The organism is Pseudomonas sivasensis (assembly GCF_052938085.1).
Window position 1 is genome coordinate 6,019,261 of the sequence record NZ_CP176442.1, and the last position, 22,750, is coordinate 6,042,010.

21 protein-coding genes are annotated in these 22,750 nt (G+C 55.8%); 2 read left to right on the plus strand and 19 right to left on the minus strand.

Annotation, left to right across the window (positions count from 1 at the left end):
- Positions 1 to 9 precede the first annotated feature (9 nt).
- From ACKZ62_RS27645 to ACKZ62_RS27695, 11 genes are all read right to left on the minus strand, one after another.
- Positions 10 to 972: a hypothetical protein gene (locus tag ACKZ62_RS27645; RefSeq protein ID WP_447096115.1), complete on the minus strand. Its 963-nt coding sequence runs from the start codon at positions 970 to 972 to the stop codon at positions 10 to 12.
- Complete coding sequence (locus tag ACKZ62_RS27650; protein ID WP_447096116.1) at positions 972 to 2,753, minus strand: ORC-CDC6 family AAA ATPase; 1,782 nt, start codon at positions 2,751 to 2,753, stop codon at positions 972 to 974. Before ACKZ62_RS27650 ends, ACKZ62_RS27645 begins: the two co-directional genes overlap by 1 nt.
- Positions 2,754 to 2,756: 3 nt before the next feature.
- Positions 2,757 to 3,989 (minus strand): metallophosphoesterase family protein, encoded by a 1,233-nt coding sequence (locus ACKZ62_RS27655; RefSeq protein WP_447096117.1) that lies wholly within the window; start codon positions 3,987 to 3,989, stop codon positions 2,757 to 2,759.
- 22 nt (positions 3,990 to 4,011) lie between these two features.
- Positions 4,012 to 4,812 carry a DNA adenine methylase gene (locus ACKZ62_RS27660; RefSeq protein ID WP_447096118.1) on the minus strand — a complete coding sequence of 267 codons (801 nt, stop codon included), beginning with the start codon at positions 4,810 to 4,812 and terminating at the stop codon, positions 4,012 to 4,014.
- Positions 4,813 to 5,347: 535 nt separating this feature from the next.
- Positions 5,348 to 5,947 carry a hypothetical protein gene (locus tag ACKZ62_RS27665; protein ID WP_181640219.1) on the minus strand — a complete coding sequence of 200 codons (600 nt, stop codon included), beginning with the start codon at positions 5,945 to 5,947 and terminating at the stop codon, positions 5,348 to 5,350.
- The gene (locus ACKZ62_RS27670) at positions 5,944 to 6,516 is read right to left on the minus strand and encodes an RNA polymerase sigma factor (protein ID WP_032884859.1); all 573 of its coding nucleotides are present in this window, start codon (positions 6,514 to 6,516) and stop codon (positions 5,944 to 5,946) included. Before ACKZ62_RS27670 ends, ACKZ62_RS27665 begins: the two co-directional genes overlap by 4 nt.
- A gap of 153 nt (positions 6,517 to 6,669) precedes the next feature.
- A complete protein-coding gene (locus ACKZ62_RS27675; protein WP_447096119.1) occupies positions 6,670 to 8,292 on the minus strand; it encodes a vWA domain-containing protein in 1,623 nt (540 codons plus the stop codon).
- A 215-nt stretch (positions 8,293 to 8,507) separates the two neighbouring features.
- Positions 8,508 to 9,158, minus strand: coding sequence for a DUF799 domain-containing protein (locus ACKZ62_RS27680; protein ID WP_032884857.1), 651 nt, complete (start codon positions 9,156 to 9,158; stop codon positions 8,508 to 8,510).
- Positions 9,155 to 9,517, minus strand: coding sequence for a DUF4810 domain-containing protein (locus ACKZ62_RS27685; protein ID WP_032884856.1), 363 nt, complete (start codon positions 9,515 to 9,517; stop codon positions 9,155 to 9,157). The genes ACKZ62_RS27680 and ACKZ62_RS27685 overlap by 4 nt, the downstream gene beginning before the upstream one ends.
- Positions 9,518 to 9,546: 29 nt before the next feature.
- Positions 9,547 to 10,227, minus strand: coding sequence for a CsgG/HfaB family protein (locus tag ACKZ62_RS27690; RefSeq protein WP_032884854.1), 681 nt, complete (start codon positions 10,225 to 10,227; stop codon positions 9,547 to 9,549).
- Between the two features lie 39 nt (positions 10,228 to 10,266).
- Positions 10,267 to 10,848, minus strand: a complete 582-nt coding sequence (locus ACKZ62_RS27695; protein WP_032884853.1) for a hypothetical protein — start codon at positions 10,846 to 10,848, stop codon at positions 10,267 to 10,269.
- Positions 10,849 to 11,021: 173 nt separating this feature from the next.
- Here ACKZ62_RS27695 and ACKZ62_RS27700 point away from each other — a divergent pair, with 173 nt between their 5' ends.
- Positions 11,022 to 11,633, plus strand: coding sequence for a hypothetical protein (locus tag ACKZ62_RS27700; RefSeq protein WP_095186321.1), 612 nt, complete (start codon positions 11,022 to 11,024; stop codon positions 11,631 to 11,633).
- Between the two features lie 16 nt (positions 11,634 to 11,649).
- On the plus strand, positions 11,650 to 12,237 hold the full coding sequence (locus ACKZ62_RS27705; protein WP_032884850.1) for a lipoprotein: 588 nt from the start codon (positions 11,650 to 11,652) through the stop codon (positions 12,235 to 12,237).
- A 915-nt stretch (positions 12,238 to 13,152) separates the two neighbouring features.
- On the opposite strand, the gene ACKZ62_RS27710 is transcribed toward ACKZ62_RS27705, so the two are convergent.
- The 8 genes from ACKZ62_RS27710 to pgaB all read right to left on the minus strand — a co-directional run bounded on the left by ACKZ62_RS27710 (position 13,153) and on the right by pgaB (position 22,749).
- Entirely contained in the window at positions 13,153 to 15,738 is a 2,586-nt protein-coding gene (locus ACKZ62_RS27710) for an autotransporter family protein (RefSeq protein WP_447096120.1), read from the minus strand.
- Positions 15,739 to 16,263: 525 nt separating this feature from the next.
- Positions 16,264 to 16,845, minus strand: coding sequence for a hypothetical protein (locus ACKZ62_RS27715; protein WP_095186323.1), 582 nt, complete (start codon positions 16,843 to 16,845; stop codon positions 16,264 to 16,266).
- Positions 16,846 to 16,870: 25 nt separating this feature from the next.
- Complete coding sequence (locus tag ACKZ62_RS27720) at positions 16,871 to 17,296, minus strand: hypothetical protein (protein WP_447096121.1); 426 nt, start codon at positions 17,294 to 17,296, stop codon at positions 16,871 to 16,873.
- A gap of 174 nt (positions 17,297 to 17,470) precedes the next feature.
- Positions 17,471 to 17,689, minus strand: coding sequence for a hypothetical protein (locus tag ACKZ62_RS27725; RefSeq protein ID WP_122682194.1), 219 nt, complete (start codon positions 17,687 to 17,689; stop codon positions 17,471 to 17,473).
- Positions 17,690 to 17,743: 54 nt separating this feature from the next.
- Complete coding sequence (locus ACKZ62_RS27730) at positions 17,744 to 18,223, minus strand: hypothetical protein (protein WP_032884845.1); 480 nt, start codon at positions 18,221 to 18,223, stop codon at positions 17,744 to 17,746.
- Positions 18,224 to 18,923: 700 nt separating this feature from the next.
- The gene (pgaD, locus tag ACKZ62_RS27735) at positions 18,924 to 19,406 is read right to left on the minus strand and encodes a poly-beta-1,6-N-acetyl-D-glucosamine biosynthesis protein PgaD (RefSeq protein WP_032884843.1); all 483 of its coding nucleotides are present in this window, start codon (positions 19,404 to 19,406) and stop codon (positions 18,924 to 18,926) included.
- A gap of 2 nt (positions 19,407 to 19,408) precedes the next feature.
- Entirely contained in the window at positions 19,409 to 20,749 is a 1,341-nt protein-coding gene (pgaC, locus tag ACKZ62_RS27740) for a poly-beta-1,6-N-acetyl-D-glucosamine synthase (protein WP_032884842.1), read from the minus strand.
- Positions 20,750 to 20,751: 2 nt separating this feature from the next.
- Positions 20,752 to 22,749, minus strand: coding sequence for a poly-beta-1,6-N-acetyl-D-glucosamine N-deacetylase PgaB (pgaB, locus tag ACKZ62_RS27745; RefSeq protein WP_447096122.1), 1,998 nt, complete (start codon positions 22,747 to 22,749; stop codon positions 20,752 to 20,754).
- Position 22,750: the final 1 nt, after the last annotated feature.

Consider the following 22,750-nt stretch of genomic DNA (forward strand, 5'->3'; position numbering starts at 1 on the left):
CCACAGAAGCTAATCCATATATGGGTAGTGATCTAATTTATCGACCCTTGAAATAACTAGCTCAGTCGTAGGTTTAACCGCTCCTCCACTACCTCCCATACTTGAGTACAGACAGGATACCTCCGGATAATTCATCGCCGCTAGTATTGATGCAAGAGCATGTGGCTTTGGTCCAAAAGGCACCATTACAATGCCAGCCTTGCCAAGATATGGAAAGAAAATCTCCCGGAGCACTGAATAACACTGAGCAACGCTATGAAGCGGAGGATATATAGTGCTCGATGAGAAATTATCCAAAAAGAACCTATTACACTGCAAAGTTCTTTCTGTATAGTCATCTAACGCCCCGGGGCGGGCAATGATAGAAAACGCTACATCCGGCTCAATTTTATGATGCAAACAAATTGGACCACCCTCATTAAACCCAAGACTGAATATACCAACTGTTTCTTTACTAAATGTTGAAACAGCTGCGCACCCTGGCAAGACTATAGGATCACTTAGCTGCTTAGCTTGCCCAATCCCCGAGTGTTCACCAATCGAATAAGCGAAATCACACCGCACCGGAATTGAAAACTCATAATTCTTAATAAAGTTCAAAATCTCCGAATACCACAATCGAGGCATAGAGGAATAATCAACGAGAATCTTAAAACTTTTATATTTCGAAAAGTCCACTAAGGACACAGCCCTAACAAGGTAAGAAAAAATCTTGTTGGCATCAGAATAATCGAGAAGCGTAGGCGAAACTTTATACCTAGAAGTACGCGCATAATAATTACTATTTAAAGCATAGTCTTCATTTCCTTCGCTACCTGCGAACCCGAATACCATAACATCATCATAGCTAGACTCGAATACACCGGGAAAAAATATTGAACGCTCTTCATAACCGCATGCGAAAAGCACTAGGTTATAGTGAGAACTTTCTACATCATCAAGCGAAATATCCGTTACATCTAGGTATACCATTACAACAACTCCATTTGCTGAGAGCCAATGTGACGTTCAACACCTCGATCCACGCCGAAGGATAATATGCTACTAAGCGCTACATCGTCGCCTCTTCTTGGAAGAAGACTAAAATGTGGTGCGAGAACATATGACAATCTGAAAACGCCGCTTTTCACGGGAAGCGTGTCGTAGCTCGATCGCTCAACAATAGGGCGTACAAGACCCAGCCCAATCGCATCAGCTATCACGCTCCAGATACTCTCATCATCCACGTTAAATCTGAACGAGAGAACCATATCAGTAGACAGCTTTTGATTGTGTAGACAATATTGAAAATATTTGCCTATTAGCGATAACACATCATGGACCTTTTGACCCTGATTCGGTTCGTAAACCATTCTTTTGTATTCATCATAGGAGTATGCTCGCAATGTCCTATCTTGAACTGCAGGCGAAATAGGTTTGAACCCGCCAGTCTCGCCGCTTGCATTATAAAATGCATTAAGCAAACTGATAAATCTTCTTGGGTTACCATCAGCGCAACGAATCACCATTTCGTAACCTGAAAAAGCGACTACGTGTGCATTGCCTCTATGAGAAGACTTAAGTTCCCTTATTAATAGAGCTCCTTTTAATTTGCGGCCTATTTCATCATCAAATCGCTGAGTTCCTGCTAGTTCTCGAGCCCTTAGCCGAGTTCTTTCATTACAATGCTTGTCCACCAACGAGAGCATTTTTTCCTGATCTATCTTCTCATCACTGGACAGTAGATATGACGTACCTAGCAACGATTTTAAATTCACACCACTGTCAGCCCAGGCACTATTCTTTAATCGCTTACTGAATATATCTTCACAAAATTTCTCAAGTATTTCAAACTCGTTACCTTTAGACGCCCTTGAGGCCACATCTAAATTATCTAAATATATATAAGAAAAATCATCTTTCCTATTTAAAGGAACACTTGTATTGGTCTCAAGCGTGTAATGCTTGTAAGGCATTGTAGTGATTTTAAAAACGAGACCATCCGCAAATGTACGCAGATGTGAGTTAAGTATCACATGGTGAAACTCACTCAGATATTCCGCCTCATCTAAACATACCGCCCAGGCGACATCTGGAGGAAATTGAATGTACTGCTTAGTAATTGCAATAGCACGCTTTAAAGGCTCAAAAAGTCCTAATTCAAAGGCGACACCAATTGCCGCTGGATTTATCTCCGAGTTAACCCTTGCCTTCTGCTCAGCAATTAACTTCTCGTACTCTAACTCCGAAAGCGTTTCCCTAAGTTCACGTAAGCTTACTATATCATCACGATCGAACCAAGCCATAGATATCTTACGGGCTATGCTTCTTTCAGTAATAATTTTTTGCGCAACATCCCCAGCATAGCAATCAATACAACTGCCCAAAGTATTTAGGTAGGACGCGCAACATGATGCATTCAACCGCCACTTGAAGTGCAACTCTTGTTCCGAGTCAGTAAGCCAAACGGAGCTTTTCAACTCACCAACCCATGACAATCTCATGGGTACATAAATACCAACAAAAGCTCTCGACTTGATAACCTGCTTGGCTTTAGGGTGATTAAGCTTAGCGAGATACTCATGCGACAGCATTTTAACGATCGCGGTTTTTCCTGACCCGCGAGCACCAAGTAAAATATGATTTTTCTGAGAAATCAAACGACCAAATATTTTTGTCCACACAAACTGCTTTGGTAAGTCCTCAATAGTACTGTTACGAGCATTATCATTTTCAAACGGGTTGATCAACTTCGTCGAATCGAAGATTGCCATCATTCACCCCTTGAGGATCACAAGTTTATCCAAGCCGAAAGCATCTATTTCATGAAGTATCAAACCCATAGAACCGGCGACTTCTTTTAACGATGCACGAAGAGTTTCACTAGTAAAATACCTAAACTCCGGATTGCTTGAAACAAAGTCCGCCCACTTAATAAACTGAGCGCTTATAAATATTTTTTGGAACTCAGCGGCGATTTTTATTACTAGCTGAGCGCGAGGTAGAAATGCGCCAAAGTTTTGATGATGTTCAGCCCCTGGCCTGCGCAGGCTAGGCATCCATCCCCGCCCTACGAAATGAGTCCAAGTTTTCACCGCGCCCCGTGCATAAGTACTTATTGGACAACGATCGTGAAATTCGACGAGATGAAATCGATTCCCCACAGCCTCAAAATATTTGTTATCCAAGTAAGCGCTAAAACTGCCTGCACATAATATATTTAAAGGATGACCTATATCTCTAATTTCCATATTAAAACGAGGTATGTGTTTGTGCCCGTGAACAACGAAGTCAAATTCATGCTTAGACAGCAGATCAAGAAGCCCGACAGCATTTGACATCACACTAAAATCCGGCTGATTAAAGGTGTCATCCAGATACTGAACAGGGTGATGATGGAACATAAAAAGCTTCAGCTTCTTTGTTCTTCCAATGCTAGAAAGATAGGCGTCTATTTTTTGCAATTGATCTGGCCTTACTTCACCACAGTGAGGCTTTTTATCAGGACCATCGAATACAGATGTATTCAAAGCGCAGATTAAAGCATCATCGAAATCCCAAACTGCCAAATACGGAGACTCATCAAAACTGCCAGTCGCGCTAGATAAATTTCGACTAAAAACAGACCCTGCTGAATTAAAATTAAAGTACTTAGCTTTTATTACCTGGGACTCTGGATGATTAAGGCTGCTTAATGCTTTAATTGTCTCCCAGTCGACATCATGGTTTCCAGGACAAAATAGAATATTTGACTCAGGTACGGTCAGGAATGACGCGATCTGGGAAATCCGCTCCGAAGCCAACTCGAACTCAGGCTTACATGCCGAGTTAGTAATATCCCCCGGAACTATTAGGTAATTGGCACGCAGTCCTTCTGACTCGACAAAATTACGAAACTCAGAAATATAGTTATCAACGATTCCGCCGCCAGCCCCAGGTAAAGAAAAATCCTTTGCCTTCGCGCCGCTGCCAATGTGGAGATCGCTGATTACAGCGACACCGATGTTCATCGAATACTCCACACTACGCTCCTTAGCAAGCTGAAAAATTGCTTACAATTAATTCGTCCACGACTTTCCTGTGGGCGTTAAAACCAGCAACGTGACGTCTGACACTAACAACCTCAACAACCCATTCACTTCGAAGATTTTGTCTAATAATTTCACAATCACTATACGAAAATATGAAAAAAGCGCCGACGGAGTTAATATATTCCAAAAATACAATCAATCGTTCTATATCGCTGAAGTGAAACGAACCTAATCCGTACTCACCTCGCTCACGACTTTCCGGCTTAGAATACGGCGGGTCCAAATACACCAAATCTCCAGATTTAATATTTTTAGCGGCCTCAGCAAAATCACCGCTTATAACTCGGGCATTTTGAAGCGCTTCTGAAATAGCTAACAGCCCTTCCAGCGTAGGCATTTTTCCCGTTTTCGAGCCCATCGGCACATTGAAAAAACCGGACTTGTTAGTACGATACACACCATTAAAACAGAGCTTATTCAAGTATATAAATCTTGCTGCCCTTTCGGCGTTAGTCATCGAACCTACATCTAGAGCTCTAATCTCATAGTACTTATCCTTCGATACTTCGTACGAAACTAGGTAATCAAATACTCCCTTAGGGCACTTCTGGAGTTCCTGATAAGCGAGAATAAGCTCTTCATTCATGTCAGAGAGAACAGCGTGACCAGGTAAGATATCAAAATAAAGACATGCGGAGCCGCAGAATGGCTCATGGTATGTGCCGTATGAACGCGGAAATCTTGACTTGATATTGGGTAGCAGCTTTCTTTTGCTCCCTGCCCATCTGAATAAGGGATCCACCCAGTACCTGCTTACTTATCTAAAATTAGGAAATTCCGGCACCGGTCGTGCGTGGCGTTATCCATCGTACTCCATAACCATTCGCCTGTGTATCAGCAAACGCCCCTTCCCTATCTGAAGGAACCTGTTCCGTCAACGGCAAAATGGCTCGATACGAAAATTCGACGCCAGCCGTATAAATCTGAAGCAATTGAAGTCACATTGGAATGGGATGGGTTACCGCCCGAATCACCGGCTAGTGAATCTCGATGTTGCCAAATTGAACACTTGTCAGCGTATCGATGACGATCTTAGGGCGCCGCACTTGTGGGTAACCTGCCACAATTTTGCCACACTCGCCCAGCTATCCGGGGCGAAAACTCGCTAACCCCAGCTAACACAACCCGTTGATTTCCCAGCTCATCCCCGCTAACGTATTGATTCTAAACGTCGACTTTTAGGACTCCGAAGGCAGGGGTCGTGGGTTCGAATCCCGCCGGGGCACCAGATACAGATAAAAAGCCCCAGGTCGAAAGACCTGGGGCTTTTTTGTGGGTCAATGCTTGTACAACGCCTCCAGCCGCGCTGGCAGGTCTTCCTCGGGGAAGCGCGCGTGCAGCGCCAGCAGTTTTTCATCCGCGGCTTTGCTTTCACCCGCTTCACGCAAGCGCACAATCGCCTGCAACTCCTCCTCCAATGACGGCAGCGCGAGCGGCGCGCGCTTGCTCAGCTTTGCCGCGGACTGATCTGCCAGCGCTCCGGCGATCTCAGCCTGAACCGGTGCACTTTCAACCTTGGGCGCGGCCGCAATGCGAGCCATCGGTGCAGGGGCGGACAACGCTTGCGGCGCAGGGCGGGCGGCTTCTTCGTGCAAGGCGGAGAAGGTCGCTGTGGATATCTCGGCTTGCGGCACCGGTGAGCGCATGACCACGCCGATCATCAGCGCCAAGCCGGCCACGGTGGCGAATGCCATTTGCCAGCGCGGGCGTTGGCAGGCGTGCAGCCAGCGTTGCCACAAGCTCGGTTGCGGCGCCGGGGCTTCGCGGCGGGCGGTGTTGAGGATGAAGGCGTCGAGGGACGCGGGCGGTTCGCCAGGGCTGTGTTGACGAAAGTGCTGGAGCAGCTCGTCGTCAGGGGTATGTCGGGAGTCAGTCATACAGGTACCTCCTCGGCCAGCAGACGACGCAATTTCTGCTGGGCGTAGCGCAAGCGGCTTTTTACGGTTTCCAGCGGCGCGTGGGTGAGCGCGGCGATTTGCGGCACGTCCAAATCGCCGTGCAGGCGCAGCAGGAAGACTTCGCGCTGGTCTTCGGGCAAGGCTTGCAGGGCGGCGTCGAGGCGCGCTTGGTCGCGGCTCAGGCTTAGCTGTTGCTCAGGACCGGCGCTATCGTCGGGCTGGGCGTGCAGTTGCTCGTCGTAGCTGTCGTGCAACGGGTTGTGGATGCCGTGCTTGCGCCAGTAATCGATCAGGCGGTTGCGGGCGATCTGGAACAGCCATGTACGAAAGCTCGCCCGACCTTGTGGCTGGGTGCTGCTGCGGATCAGGCTGAGCCAGGTCTCCTGGTAGATTTCCTCGGCCAGCTCGGCTTTGTTGCTCAGGGACACGAGGAAGCGGTAGAGGCCCTGGCGGTGGCGCGCGTACAAGACTTCGAACGCGGCGGCCTCGCCGGTGCGGTAGCGGGCCAGCAGGGATTCGTCGCTGGGTGGATCATCGGGAACAGCCATGTAGGGGGCAAACTCCTTTTGTAAAGTTAACGCTGTTCAAGTGTGGGAGGGGGCTTGCCCCCGATAGCAGTGGGTCAGTCAAAAATGTACTGATTGATCTACCGCCATCGGGGGCAAGCCCCCTCCCACATTTGATCCGTGTCGTGGTTAAGATCAGGGTTTTAGGCTTTGGGCCAATTCCACCAGTTGCACGAATTCATTTCTCAGGCCGAACGGGTCATCGCCTCGCGCCGAGCGGGCCAGTGCGGCGGTGTCCTTCAAGCTCATGTTGCCAGTGTAGCGGCCATCGCCCTTGAGCTGTTGGGCGAAGGCGGCCACCGCCGCCGCGAAACGCAGGTCGTCGCTGGCCTTAGTGGTTTCGTTGCTGATGGGCCGTTCGATCAAGCGGCTATCACCGCCCGCCGCAGGCTTGTAGCGCACGCGCACCATCGCCAGTTCATTGGACTTACCTTCCGCCGCAGGCGCGCTGGCATAACGCAAAGGCTCCAACCAGCCCTTCTCGCCCTTCGGCACAATTTCGTACAGCGCTGTCACGGTATGCCCTGCGCCGATCTCGCCGGCGTCTACCTTATCGTTGTTGAAATCCTCACGCTTCAAGGCGCGGTTTTCATAACCCAGCAGGCGATATTCGCTGACTTGGGCTGGGTTGAATTCCACCTGCAATTTCACATCCCGCGCAACCACTGCCAGGGTTGAACTAAGTTGGTCCACCAGCACCTTGCGGGCTTCGCGCAGGGTGTCGATGTAGGCGTAGTTGCCGTCGCCCGCATCGGCCAGTTGCTCCATCAGGTGTTCGTTGTAGTTATCCACTCCGAAGCCGAGGGTGGTCAGTGAGACACCGCTTTTTCGCTGCTCGGCGGCCATCTGCTTGAGGCTGTCGAAGTCGCTGATGCCGACGTTGAAGTCACCGTCAGTGGCCAGCAGGATGCGGTTGATGCCCTTGTCGATAAAGCCTTCGCGGGCCATCTGGTAGGCCAGTTCGATGCCGGATGCGCCTGCCGTGGAACCGCCGGCGGTGAGTTGATCAATGGCATTGCGGATCTTGGCCTTGTCGCGCCCCGATGTTGGCTTGAGCACCACGCGGGATTCACCGGCATACACCACCAATGAAACTCGGTCCTGATCACGCAACTGGTCCACCAGCAATTTCAGTGTGCTTTGCACCAGCGGCAAGCCTTCGCGGCGATCCATGGAGCCGGACACGTCCACCAGAAACACCAGATTGGCCGGTGCGAGCTCCGCCACTGCACGGTCGGTGGCCTTGATGCCGATGCGCAGCAGTTGGGTGCGCGGGTTCCATGGGGTGGCGGCAACTTCGGTGGTCACGCCAAACGGTGAGCCGTCGGTGGGGAGTGCGTAGCTGTAGGGAAAGTAGTTGACCATTTCCTCCAATCGCACAGCGCCTTCGGGCGGCAGGCTGCCTTGGTTGAGGAAGCGTCGTACGTTGGCGTAGCTGCCCGTGTCGACATCGACGCTGAAGGTGGACACCGGAGTCTCGGACGCACGGTGCACCGGGTTGTCCGGCAGGTTGGCGTATTGCTCGCGGGGTTCGCTGCGATAGTCCATCGCTGCTGATTCCTGCATGCGCATTGGGGCGGGCATTGCCATGCGTTTGACCAACGCGCCTTGGGCCGGCGCGCTTTGCAGCTCGGCGACGGGGGCCGCCGGTTGGGCCAGCTCAGGCGAAGACGATAGCCCACACCCGGCCAGCGCTACCAGCACGGTAACCGCAAAGCCTTGGGCAGCAGGACGCAGGAAGAGCAGAGGGTAGGACATGGGCTGAGCCTCGTGAGTGAATAATCCGTTCACAAGGTCAGACGCAAGGTGCGGGTGGTTCGGGTTAAACCTGATTCAGAAAACACTGCAGTTCAAGTGTGGGAGGGGGCTTGCCCCCGATGGGGATGGGTCAGTCACCCGATGCAGTGATTGACACTAAGCCATCGGAGGCAAGCCCCCTCCCACATTGATCTGAGGCGCGTTCAGAATCGAGGTCAGTCCGTGCCGTACTTCGGGTTACGCGGGCCGTACAGGATCCCGGCGCGTTGACCCGGCGACAGCAATCGCGCACTGGTGATGCCGGCAATCGGGTGCGCCGCATCGGTGGAGCTGTTGATCACCTGCTTGACCGCTGCCGTAATCAACATGCCCACCAGGCCACCACCGTTGTTGTTGCCTTCCTCGCTGGACGCACGTGCGGTGCCGGTCCACAGGGTGGTGCCGGTGCGCAGGTCCACCAGTTTGGCCGAGGCGGTCACGGCAGTGTCGCTGGTGATCAGCATGTACTTGGTGCCGTACTCGCTGACGGTGATGTACAGCGCCGCGTCCGCGCCGAAGATGTCATGCAGCTTGGTCGGCGCCAGGCCTTGGATATCGTTGGCGGTGGTCAGGCCGTTCTGGCGGAAGGTTTCGTCCACCAAAGCGATCGGCAACACGTAGTAACCAGCTTCGGCCAGCGGGTAGGTCACTTGCGAGACCAAGCTGTACGAGGCCTGCACTTCCGGCGATTCGTTGATCGGTGGCAGCACCAGGATCGATTTCGGCCGAGCCTGTTTATACGCCGTGTAATCCACGGTCTTTGGCGTCGCGCAACCGCCGAGCAAAGCCAAGGCCAGCAGGGCGCCAGTGAGTTTCAACAGGCTCATTTGGTGGCCACTCCGGTCTTGGCGTTTTTCAGCAGAAAGTCCATGTAAGCAGCGGACTCGGGGAACAGTGCCTTCTCGGTGCGGAACTCCTGCACCATCTGGTCATCCTTGCCCATGCTCAGGTACAGCATGCCCAGGTGCGCGTGGTAACCCGGCGGTGCCTTGCGACCACTGGCGTTGATCTTTTGCAGATCGCGCTCCAGTGCCTCGACCTGCGCTTCCTTGGGCTCGCCCTTGAAGTACTCGTAAACCTGCGGCTGGTAGCTTTCCCATTGATACAGGGGCTGGGGCGCCGTGTGGCACCCGGCGACCGCCGCGATTGCTGTCAGCATCAGCGCCAACTTCACTGCCTTGCTCATCCGTGTACTGCTCCTTGAGGTGTTGCTGATCAGTTGCGCGGGTTCCAGGCGCCGGCGTTGATGCCGTCGACAAGGCGGTTGATCGCTTCGCGCATGGCCAGGTCCAGAACCTTGCCATTGAGGGTGGAGTCGTAGCTGGCGGTGCCGCCGAAGCCGACCACTTCACGGTTGGACAGCGCGTATTCACCGGCGCCCTGGGTGGAATACACCACTTCGGACGTGTTGATGTTGACGATATTCAACGCGACTTTGGCGTAAGCCACTTGGGTCTTGCCACGGCCGAGGATGCCGAACAACTGGCGGTCGCCGGTTTCTTTACGACCGAACTCGGTCACGTCGCCCGTTACAACATAGTCAGCACCCTTGAGCTTCTGCGCGGTGCCTTTGATCGCAGCTTCCTGGGAGATTTCGCCCATGTTGTCGCGGTCCAGCACGCTGAAGCGATTGGTTTGCTGCAGGTGAGTGATAAGGATGGTCTTGGCCTGACCGCCGAGGCGGTCGACACCATCGGAGAAGATGCCGCGCATGTAGCTGGAGCGGTTGTCGAACTTACCTACAGCAATCGGCACGCGCACGCCGGAATAGGCGACGTTTGCACTGGCGACTTGCTCTACCGGCAGGGCTCGGTTGCTTTCGGTGGCGCAACCGGCCACGGTCAGCAGCGCTGCGGCGGTGAGGCCTGACAGCAGGATTTTGGAGAGTGCTTTCACGTAGTGCTCCTGGGGTGATAAATCGGGGGGTAGACAGCGTTAGCGAGAAGGAATGGCGCGCAGGTCATCGACGATGTCGCGACTCAAAACGCCGGTATAAAAACGCTCGACGCTGGAGTTACCGGAGTTGGTGATAATGCCGCCCATGGTTCTCCATTTTTGCGCCTCGCCCATTACGCCAGCAGGCACAAGGTTGTTACGCGTCTTGGCAAAATGCAGCACCTCGCCAGCGCCCTTCTTGACCTTGACCTGATAGCTGAAATCGACAGCGGCCAGAATGGTGTTGTCATCAACGATCAACGTCGAGAGGCCGCCTTTTGAGTCCGGGATATGGCGCGTATAGACAATGCTGACATCCAGCAGGTAATCGGCCTTTTCTTTGCTCGGCGCATAACGCTTGGCGCTGAGCAGACGGTCGACCAGATCGACGCCGAGTTGTTGGCGAACCTTGTCATCCGGCAAAAAACGCTCGTTCTTGCCCACGACCTCAACATCAAACGTGTCGAGCCAGTAAGTGGCGTTCTTGGGAATGGTGACCGGCGCCGGGGAGATGTAGTACTCCGGCTTGGAGGCGCAGCCCGCCATCAGGCAGGCAGCAATGAAAATGGCGAACACGCGCATGTATGACTTCTTCCCTGAAAAGTATCGTGCTTTAAACAATCGCGGCATTTTACGGGGTTGAGAGGGCTTCTCAAGTGCTTTTGGTCGCCTGCGTGCGCCGCCGCACATTCCTCAAGTTGTGTAACATCCTGTCGAGACACTGTTTTGTGTTTGTTTATTAATAGGGATATTGCGTGTTTAAAGTTTTCCTTCGGGCTACGGCCCTGATCGCGACGCTGTCGATGACCGGCTGCGTTTCCTACACCGTCACCGGCCCTATCGCCGCCCCGCTCCACCCGGTAGCTGTCAGCAGTCCACGCAGCGCGCAAATCGCTGATGTGGCGGTGAGTGCTGCCGACGTTAACGAGGCCAACAAGGCTGCCATCAGCAGCTCCCTGACGGCCCAGATCAGTCAGTACGTGCGCACTGCGGGTTACTTCAAGCAGGTCACCGAGTATCCGGTACGCCTGGGAGAGCAAGATGTAACGCTCAAATTCAACATGACTTCTCTCAAAGGCCATCGCAGCCCGCACCCGGCGTACGTACCCGGCGCGCTGCTGACGCTGACCATCTGGATCTGGGTCAACGGCCCGATCTACGTCGACAGCTTCGAGGTGGCCGGCGACCTGGTGATCGTCGACCGCAACGGTAAAGAGCTGGCCAAAGCCAAGGACTCGATCAAATTCGAACATAACGTCGGGCTTTACAGCGGCCAATATTGGGCACCTTCGATGGGCGGCCAACAGCTGACCAAACTGGTCGGGCAACTGCTCGATACCGCCACTGCCAACTTGGCCAAGCCATAATTTCAAGGAGCGAAGCATGAAAGGATTGATGAAACACAGCCTGGTACTGGCCGCCGTGTTGTTGACCGGTTGCGTGTCGTATTCACAGCACGAACTGCCAGCCGTGCAACCCTGGCCGCCAACCGCTAACACCCCGGCGCAAAAACCCACGGCGTACGTGCACACCACAGCGCAAAACCACGTCAACGGCGGCCCGGGCAACGCTGCGGTCGGCGCCCCGGTGGTGCTGTGGGAAAAGGCCGTGGCCGATTCCTTTCGCGAGTCCAACCGTTTTACGCGGGTGAGCACCGACAAGGTCGACTCGGATATCTACGTGGATGCCACGCTGCATAACAACGAAGAGTACAGCCCGGTGTCGGCGTTCATCACCGGCTTCACGTTCTTCATCATTCCGTCCACGGCGAAGAATATTTTCACCTTGGAGACGGTGTTCAAAGACAAGGATGGCAAGGAACTGGGTCGGGTCAAAAAGAGCGAATCGGTGCGCACCTGGATGCATCTGGTGCTGATCGTAGGCATCCCATTCCAGGCCGATACACGCGAAGTCGTGGAAGCGCTGACGCGCAGTACGCTGGATGAAGCGGTGCAGCGCAAATTGCTCTGACCTCACCCCACTGAAGCAGGCACAGTGGGACTTGTTATGTGATGAACAGAAGCTTTTTTGTGGTGAACAGGGGCTTTTTTGTAGTGAGCAGGGGCATTTTTGTGGTGAGCGGGCTTGCCCCGCGCTGGGCTGCGAAGCAGCCCCTGGTACAAACACCGCACCCTTTCAGACAGAACGCATTGTCTGGCCGTGGGGCCGCTTCGCAGCCCAGCGCGGGGCAAGCCCGCTCACCACAGATCGGTGTTGCAACCTGCTAACCCGTGCAGCGCAAGTTGCTCTGACCTCACACCACTGAAGCAGGCACAGTGGGACTTGTTATGTGATGAACAGAAGCTTTTTTGTGGTGAGCAGGGGCTTTTTTGTAGTGAGCTGGGGCATTTTTGTGGTGAGCGGGCTTGCCCCGCGCTGCGCTGCGAAGCAGCCCCTGGTACAAACACCGCATCCTTTCAGACAGAACGCATTGTCTGGCCGTGGGGCCGCTGCGCAGCCCCGCGCGGGGCAAGCCCGCTCACCACAGATCGGTGTTACAGCCTGCTAACCGGTGCAGCGCAAGTTGCTCTGACCTCACACCACTGAAGCAGGCCCAGTGGGGCTTGTTATGTGATGAACAGAAGCTTTTTTTGTGGTGAACAGGGGCTTTTTTGTAGTGAGCTGGGGCATTTTTGTGGTGAGCGGGCTTGCCCCGCGCTGGGCTGCGAAGCAGCCCCTGGTACAAACACCGCGTCCTTTCAGAAAGAACGCATTGTCTGGCCTTGGGGCCGCTTCGCAGCCCAGCGCGGGGCAAGCCCGCTCACCACAGATCGGTGTTGCAACCTGCTAACCGGTACAGCGCAAGTTGCCCTGATCACAACCCAAGCAGGGCTGATCTGTGGTGAACAGCCTCACCACAAATCAGTGTTACGGCCCGAAGGTTGCTTAGAACGCGTAGCGTGCTTTGAGCATTACGCCGTCAGCATCAAAACCACTGCGCGCCTGGCGCGTATAGCTGGCGCCCACGCTGAAGTCCGACACCTGATAGTTAACGCCAACACTGGCCTCATAGCTGTCACGCGCCACCGACGCACCGGTCACGGTAAACGCTGAACCACCGGCCACGAAGCTGGAGGTTTGCGCCACGCGATCACCCATCAGGTCGTGATAGGCCATCAAGGTCGCTTCCGGTTGCAGGCTACCAGCACCCATCGGCAGGTTGCCCGCCAGACGCACACCGGCGCCCAACTCACCCACTTCATAACGCTGCGAACGCGTGCTCAGTGCGGCCGAGGAGCCTTTCTCGTCGTAGCCATCCATGCGCACGTTGGAATAACGCGCAGCCACCCGTGGCTCGACCACCACCGCTTGCGACGGCTTGAAGCTGTAGCCACCGATCACACTGGCCGACAACACATTGCTGTCGTAGCTGCCCTTGGCCGTGGTACCGGCGATGTGGCGCTTGCTGTCGTTTTCGTTGTGGCCGTAGCTGAGGCTGCCATCGACAAACCAGTCTTGCAGCGACCAGTTGCCATACAGCGACAGTGCGTGCCCCTCGACGTCGGTCTTGTTGCCCAGGTCCGAATGAATATTCGAATTGAGGTAGCTGTAAGCCACGCCCAGGGTCGTGGTGTCGCTCACACGACTGTCCACACCCACCGCCATGCCGCTGCTGTTGGCCGAGTAGCCGTTGTTGCCGCCGCGACCGTCCTGATCCATGTTGCTGCTTAGGCCCTGCACCCACACACCGCCGGCTTTTTTGGCTTCACGCTGCTCGGTGAGGCGGTTGAAGATCGCGCCGTTGACCACGGTCTGCCCGGACAAGGCGATGTCCAACGCGCCACGGTTGACGTCCGGCGCGAGCTGGTCACCAACCCGTGCCAGTTGGTCGGCGGTGCCGGCGTTGGCCAGCGCCTGGAAGACTGCATCGTCTGCGCTGAGACGGCTCAGGACACCGTTCTTGAAGGTATTGACCGCCGTTGCCGACGCACGGCTCGCGCCCACGCCAGAGAGGTCTGTCTCAACTTGCTGGTCAGCCTTGACCGCCACCACGGCCTTGACCGTCTGCGCATCGGACGAGTAGCTGAGCACATTCAGCAACGCAGAAGAGCTGCCCACGGACAGCCCGTTGTCTTGCACGCTGGTGGCTTGCAACAGGGTGTATTGCGTGCCGTCGTTGGTGCTGGCGAAGTCGCCAGGGTTAGCGCTCACAGTCAGCTTCGACGCCTGGGCGAAATTGGCGGCACCGTTGACGGTCAGGTACGGCGTAGTCGGCACGACGCTGTCGGACAGGTGCATATCGATGCCCGCGCCGCTGGCGACGTTGAGGCTGCCGGTGATGGCGGTGCCGGGCGCCGACAGGTTCAGCGACCCTGAGTTGACCGACACCGGTGCGATGATGCGGTTGCCGGTGAACCCCGCCTGGCCGTCGATATTCACCGCGCTCAGGTTGAGTACATCGCCAATGATGTCGCCACCGGTCCAGTTCAGGGTTGCCAGGTTGCGCGCATCGATGGCCGTGCCGGCGTTGCTGCGGATTTCGCCGGCTTGCTGGTTGATCTCGAACGATGACGTTTGATCGGGGCCGACCAGAATCGCCGTGCCATCGGCGATGACCGTGCCACGGTTGACGATACCGCGCGAACCACTCGCGCTGTTCTGGGCGAAGGTGGCCTCCAGGAACTCAAAGGCATTGGCATTGGCGCCCTTGGCCTCAAGCGTGCCGGTGTTGAGGATGTAATCGATGGTGCCGTTATAAAAAAATATGCCTTTGGCGTCATTGCCGTTGGCAGAAATCAAACCGCTGTTTTCGATACGCAGCGGGCTGGTATCCGTTTCCACTTCGATGCCCCAAGCGCCTTCACCCGTGGCCTTGATAGTGCCGGAGTTGAGGATCTTGCCGCCGATGGTGGTGGGGGTGAAGTTGTCGCGATCCAGCACGATGCCGATCGCGCCTTCGCCGGCCATGTCGATCAGACCAGTGTTGGACACATCGCCGCCGATGGTGGTGCCGTGCAGGTAAATGCCCTCGCCCCCACCGATATAGAACGGCGGCGGTGCAGGCGCCGACGGTGCCGTCGAAATGATCGTGCCGGAGTTGATCACGCTGCCGCCAATGTTGGTCTTGCCGATTTCCAGGCCTTCGTCGCCACCGTTGTTCATCAGGATGTTGCCGGCCTGCACCACGTCACCGGTGACAGAGCCCGGGTTGAGGTTGGGCGGGCCAGTCCAGTACATCGGGTCCAGGGCAAAGCCTCGCACGGTGTAGCCGTCGGCATTCAGCGTGATGTCAGCGCGGTTGATCAACGAACCCTGGATATGGGTATCGGCGACACCCAGCCCGGCTGGGGGCGCACTGGTCGGTGTGGTCACTTGGGTGGTTTGCCCGGTGAGGATCAGCGACTCGTTGTAGGTCTCGCTGACAAACTGGGTCTTGCCCGCGCCAAGGTCCACTTCCACCGCGAGCACCTGCGTGCTGATGGCGCCGACCATGATTGCCAACAGGCTTTTCTGGAACTGCTTACGCTTCATTTCAAACTCCATGAACTACAGGTCAAAGCCGCCAACAGGCCCGGCGGCAGTAGGTGTATCGAGTGAGGGATCAACGGATCCAGAGGCATGCCCTCGGCGCGTTTGCGTAATACGCGCGCGCAGCCATTCGCACCGCACAAGGCAGTGGCGAAGAAGGGAATAGGGGGAAAAAGGCTCACATCAATCCTTAATGTTTTTGAAAACGCTGCAGTCCATGCAGCCCGACCGCGTGCGGGTGGGCGCGGTAAAGACCTTCAAATGTACGAAAAGGTTCAGGATTGTGTCGGAAAGTTGTGTAGTCGATCACAATGCGGCGGTGTTTGCGGGGAGCGGGATTCCGCTGGGCGGGGGCTTATCGTCCGGCCGTCGTCCAAATGGCAACCGGGTTTGGCGATAATTGAGTGAACCGCTCACCTGCTGGCGATTCTGCTGCGCAACGGCTTTGATCGGTTGGATGCGATCAGTCCAGGCTCAATGCCAACCCGGCCTGAGTTAAATCAGGCGGCCGTGGTGCCGCCCATCCCATCATTGCCCACGGCACACGTTGTAGGCCCGGTTCTCGGCGACCTCTTCCATATGCTTGCCGACGATTGAGTTCAGCACCAACAGGCGTTCCGACTTCCCCGTCGGTCGGTAGGCAGGTCCCTGAGCATCACTGTGCAGACTGAAACCGCTGGCGGCCAACGCCTTGACCAGTTGCGTGCGCTTGAGCACATCGCCGTTGCCACGAAAGTCGCTGACAGTCAGAAACACGATGCGGTCTTTCTGCAACAGCCAGATCGGCCGATCACTGGTCTGGCTTTCGAAGATGTAGGCACAGTCCACAACGGCAGCGGGAAAACTGGCCTGGCGAACATAACGCCCACTCTCATACCCCACCAGCGTCACCAGCCCAGGTTGCACCACGGCGATTGCATCCTTTGTCTGGCCGCCCTCCTGAACGCCGTAGTTCGTATAAGCCCAGCGCAACCTTGTGAACTCAGCGGGCGTCGCCTCCAGCGCCAGGTCGGCCCGGATCCGCGCCTGATCTTCCGCACCCCGGTAGGGCAGGCCCTGGCAGCCCGCGAGCGCCGTCAGGCAAAGGAGGATAAAAGCTCTGTACAGCATCTGAAATGTCCTTGTTTGTTGATTGTCAGCCACAGGATTTACCGCCATCAAAACGGTCCGCGAGGCTGAGCACCTGGGCCAGATTGCCGGGCTGGATCATGATGGTATTAGCGTCCAGCAATGCACGCTCAGGCTCAATCCAAAGCGTGCCGACCAAATAGGCGGCCGCTGCTGCGAGCACCCCCACCCCAGCAATCCGACTGACCATAAATCGCAGCGTTGCCCACGGCGTGCGAGGCTGCTCAAACACAAACGCGAACAACAGCCCGATGGCGCACCACAAAACACCGGCCGCCGCCGAGCCCAACATTGACGCACGCCTATCGAAGTAGACCCAGACCAGCATGAACGCAGTGGCACTGACGGCCATTACCAGCAGGCACAACCCCTGCGCGACTCGACAGCCGATACTCAACGTGCGCGCCAGTGGTGTCGGAATACGGGGATTCATTGATCATCCTTGAAGAGAGAAAATAACTCAGCGCGCCGATTATCCGGGTTGTCGAGGCCAGTCGTCCTGCACATTATAGCGACACACTAGTTTAAATTAAAAAAGCAGTTTCACTTAATAGCTCACCGATCAGAGTTACACCCTAACCAAGAGGTCTCTTCTATTACAGGAACACTAACGGACATTAAAAAACCAAAGCACGAAACCTAAAGCAAATCCAGCCACGGCCATTTGCAGATAGAAAAATACATGCGCCTCCAAGAGGCTAATAATATCCTCACCACCACTCAGCCAATAACCCGCCACCTGAAAAAACATACACATAAACACTAGCGCTAACGCCGAGGCACAAGGCAGATAAACAGCTACCCACCAAGGTTCATTTTTTCTCATGGCCACTCCTTGCTATGTAAATACGCTGTCTCCTTTCAACTTTATGCAGAGACGCTAAGTACGACGACACTTCCATACAATTGCATAAGGCAACTCATCATCCAGCGAGTCTAGCGACCGAAAATGATACACCACTGACGCGCTCTCCAAGCTTTTATGAATAAAGGCGCCATCAGACATTATTCGATAAGAAGCATGCTCCATGACGTCACCCATCGCCGTCAATGCTTGTTTTATTTGACTATAGGTCGCCCCTGCCCGCTCAGGTATTAGCACTTCTGGTGGATAACCGAGAGCCATATCATCACTTTCAACTTCTCTGAAACAGGCTCTCCGAAACGCACCCTGACTGGCAGCCCAGTAAAACGAGAGCACCCTCAGCGTGTCCTGTCCGTTCTCATTAATCACATCGGCCAGACAGTATTGAGTGTCTGAAATGCTGTAGACACCCTCATCAATGAGTGAACGGGAGCCCTCGGGTATATCAAGGACATCATCCTGTTTGAATCTAAGCAAGCGAGGCCATTGGATCATCACCGTGACTTCCTGATTTATTTGATAAATTCGTGGTTCCCTGTCAACTAGCAGGGGCAATGGGAAAACCACAGGGATCAGACCACTATTAATGTAATAGTGGTCTAACCCCTATTTCAAGGGCAGGGAAACTAACATCAAACTTTGACCAACCAAAGAATCCGAGCTAGTTGGACATTCGCGCTACTTAAAGCCCCAACACATTGATTGATAACAATAAATAATTATCAAAAAGTTTGGCGACCTGAGACCGAATCTATTAATCCGACAGGCGGCAGCTGTTTTGATATCGATTCGTCGGAGAACTTAGAAGCTGCCACTAGTTGGCCGCCAAGTTATTGCGCAGTAAATTAGTAATGGGAAATGCAGAAAAGTTCGCGGGGGTGGGCCTGGGAACTGGATCGCAATAATCACTATTGGCAGGATGAAACAGCCGCCGATGAGGGAGCGTCAGCTAATAAATCTGTAACTGACCCACCGCTACCGGTGCATGGATATAGACGCAAATATTAAAGGCTGCCACACGACTCTGTGGTGAGCGGGCTTGCCCCGCGCCGGGCTGCGAAGCAGCCCCATTAAGACCGGCGCGTTTACTCAGTAAAACGGCGGAGGCAGGTTTTGGGGCGGCTTCGCAGCCCAGCGCGGGGCAAGTCCGCTCACTTCAGAGTTATGGGTCGGCCTTTAGGCGTTGTTTAGCGCACTAGCTGGCGTCTTTGTTCTGGACAGCGCCAGGTACCAAGGTCAACCCCGGTTTCTCCACGTCACGAGAGACATGGGATTTCACTTCCGACACGCCGCCCTCTTCGTCGTTATGAATCACCAGCACGCCTGGCCGGCGCAGTTGCTCCAGGTCGCCTTCTGCCAGGCTGAAGCTTTCGCTTAGGCTCTTGTCGCTGAGGGCCTTGGCCTGGGCGCGACGCTGGGCGAACTTGCGCCCTTTGCGCTGCTGGTAGCGTGCCCAACTGACTAGGATCACGGCGTTGAACAACGCGATCCAGAGGTAGATCTGCAAGGTGTTGAGCGCCGCAAAAATCGGCGCGTCAATGCGCGGGCCGCCGTGGGTATCCAGCATCGAGGTAATCCCTCGCGCCAGCAGCCAAACCAATCCGGCCCAGGCCATCAGGGTCAACACCACGTCGATGATCCACATGACGGTACTTTGGCGAGTTCTGACCAGTTTCATGATCACGCCTCCTCTTCAACAGGTTTGATGCCACGATCCGGGCTGACCCAGCGCGCGCGCTTCTGGTGCTGGTTGAACAGCACCTTGGGGAAACTGACCAGGGTGGTGAATAGACTGACCAGCCAGAACACCATCGGGTACCACACGGTCCAGAACAGGGTTTTCCACAGGTCTTTCTCGTAGCGGCGGTCGATCAGGATGCTCACGGCAAATTGCAGCAGGCATACCATCGCCAACACCAGGCCGGTAAACGCGGGCGGCATCAGTGAGTCCACCGCGATCGCCTGGGGCAGCGGCGTGAATTTGCCCACGCCCCAAAAGATGACCGACAGCATGAAGGTGAACGCCCAACCGGTGGACAGGCAGTATTCGAACAACAGCGGCCACAGGTAGCGGTGACGCCATTGCCAGATGCCACGGATGTTTTTGAACAGTACTTCGGCGCCACCCTGGGCCCAGCGCAGCCGTTGTTTCCACAGGCCGCCGACGGTTTCGGGCATCAGAATCCAGCACAGCGCGCGGGGCTCGTAGAAGATGCTCCAGTGGTCGAGTTGCAGCTTCCAACTGACGTCGATGTCCTCGGTGATCATGTCGGTGGACCAGTAGTCGATGCGGTCCAGCGCCTTTTTACGAAACGCCACCACCACACCCGACACGGTGAAGATCCGACCAAACACTCGTTGCGTGCGCTTGATCAAGCCAATGATCGACGAGAACTCGCCCACCTGCACGCGGCCGATCAAGGTCGAGCGTGTGCGGATACGAGGGTTGCCGGTCACGGCACCCAGGCGCGGGTTGTCGAGCATCGGCGCGACCATATAAGCCGCCGCGTTTTTATCGAGCAATGCATCGCCGTCGATGCACACCAGGTATTCGCTGCGCGCCGCCACGGCACCCATGCGCAAGGCCACGGCCTTGCCCTGGTTCTGCGCCAGGTGCAGCACCCGCAGGCGTGGATGCTCCAGCGCCAGGGCGTCGAGCACTGCGGCGGTGTTGTCTTTGGAACCGTCGTTGACCGCGATCACTTCGATGTTCGGGTACATCTGACCGAGGGCCGCATGAATGGTGTCGGCGGCGTTATCACCCTCGTTGTAGCAAGGGATGATGATCGAGATCAGCGGGTTGCCGGCCAGGGTCGGCGCCGGGGTGTCTTCTTCCCAGGGCCAGTGGCGCTCCCAGTGCAGCCAGAAGTACAAGCCGCCGGAGATCCACAGCGCCGACATGAACAGCGGGTAGAAAAACACGAAGTCCATCAGGAACTGCCCGGTGACCAGGAAGATCAGTCCCAGGGGCACGCCTAATACCAGTGCCAGCACGAATAAAGCCAGGATTCTGTCGAACATGGTCAAGGGTTCCATTGGTTGGAAAGGGCCGGACGCACAGTCTTCAGGTCCGGGGAGTTTTCCAGGAAATTGTCCGGGTAGTAGCCAAAACTCGTGACACCCTGGCGCTTGAGTACACCCATCCATTCAGCCATTTGCTCGGCGGACAGGTCGGGGGCTGCTGGGGTGCGCCAGTCTTTGGCTTGCAGTTCGAATACCGTTCGCTGCATCGCACCGGGGCGGGCTTTGACCGTCGCCACCAGTTTCTCCAGCCAGGCGTTGGAGTTCTTCAGCGTCTCCCCTTCCATCAGCGGCATGGCCATGGGCGCGGTCCAGTCGTAGGTCTGGAGGAAATCGTCGAGGTTCTGCGCGAACCAGGCTTCGCTTTCTGGGTTGAGCATCGGCTGCGCGAAGATGTTGCGCGCGGTCAGCACCTGCGGCCCAGAGATAGCGCGGACCTTGGCGGTCAGCTCCTTGGTGAAGTCGATCAGGTAGCGGCTCTTGAAGCGCGTCCAGCGCTGCATCACCGCAGGGTCGGCGCGCAGGGCCTCGATGCTGCCCGGCAGGCCGTTGGCAGCATAGGCCTTGAGCGCGGCGGGGCTGGCGTCTTCGAAGTCCGAGAACACCGCATCGTCGTGGTACAGCACACCGTCGATGGCACTGTTGCGCGCCAGGTCTTCATAGATCTCGCCAATGATTTTGCGCACTTGCGGGTCGAACGGCGACAGGCGTTTGTATTGATCCGGGTCGATGCCCACTTTGCCGGTTTCCGGGTCCCAGCGCGTCACACGCGGCAGCTTGGGATCAAGGGCGAAACTCAGCACTGGCATCCAGGCATACACGCTGGCATGGGCACGGGTGTGCAGTTGCCAGGCGACGCGGTTGAACAGGTCGGCGCGCACTGGCAGGTGGCGGTTGGGGAAGTACAGCGAGCGGACCAGGCCGTCACCCTTGGGGTCGGCGAAGGCTTGCAGGAACACCGTGCCGGCGCCCATGTCCACCACGCGCTGCACCAACTGGTCGAGGTTGCGCGCCTGTTGGGCCGGGTCCGGGTCGTAGACGTTATCCAGGTCCACATGCAACACCCGCAGCGGTGCCGGGGTTTGCACAGCGACGATGCTGTTGGCGAAATGCTCGCCGTCCGGGTCGGAGGCCACCAGAAAGCGCGGGCTGTTCATCAGGTCATCGGAGCTGTCGAGGCCGTCTTCCAAGGTCAGGGCCATTTGGTAGCCCTGCTCGCCAACGATGGCCAGCGAGGTGCCTTTGGCGGCGCCATACGGCCATACCCAGACCCGTGGTTTCTTGCCGGTCACGGTTTGGATCTTGTTGGAGATCGCGACCATATCCGCACGCAACCGCGCATCGAACTGGGCCTGGCTTTCATAACGACCGGTGGCCGGGTCATAACGCAGGGAAGTCGCAGCTGGCTCCAGGTTGCCCTGGGGGTTGGCCAGGATGCCTTTGTGATTGGCATCGGTGTGCGCGGCGATTTCCACCAGGCCGGACTGGGACACTTCGCGAATCTGCTGCCAGGTCAGGAACTCACCACGCGGCCGGGGTGAACCGGCAAAATCCACCGGCTGGTTGAGCGGTGTGTCGATCCAGCTGCCCACCGGCGCCAGCAACGCCGGCCAGTGGTAGGCGCGCAGAATAGGCAGCACGCGGGTGTAGAAGCTCGAATAGCCGTCGTCGAAGCTGAGCATGATTGCTTTGGGCGGCAATGCCGGGCCGCCATGGCGGGCGGCCAGGATCTGGTCAACGCTGACCGCCTGGTAGCCGTTCTCGCGCAACCAAGCCAACTGCTCGATCAAACGCTCGGTACGCACCGCCACCACGGCCTGGTCAGGATCACGATCCGACACATCGTGGTAGGCAATGCCCAGGAAGTGGTTTTTCGGCCACGCCTGTTCGTTGAGCGGTGTCGGCCGCTCGGCGGGTGGAGTGAAAGGTGCGGGTTGCTGGGCGCAGGCACTGGCCAGCAATACGCCCAGAACCAACAAGCAACGGCTGAGGAAGGTCATG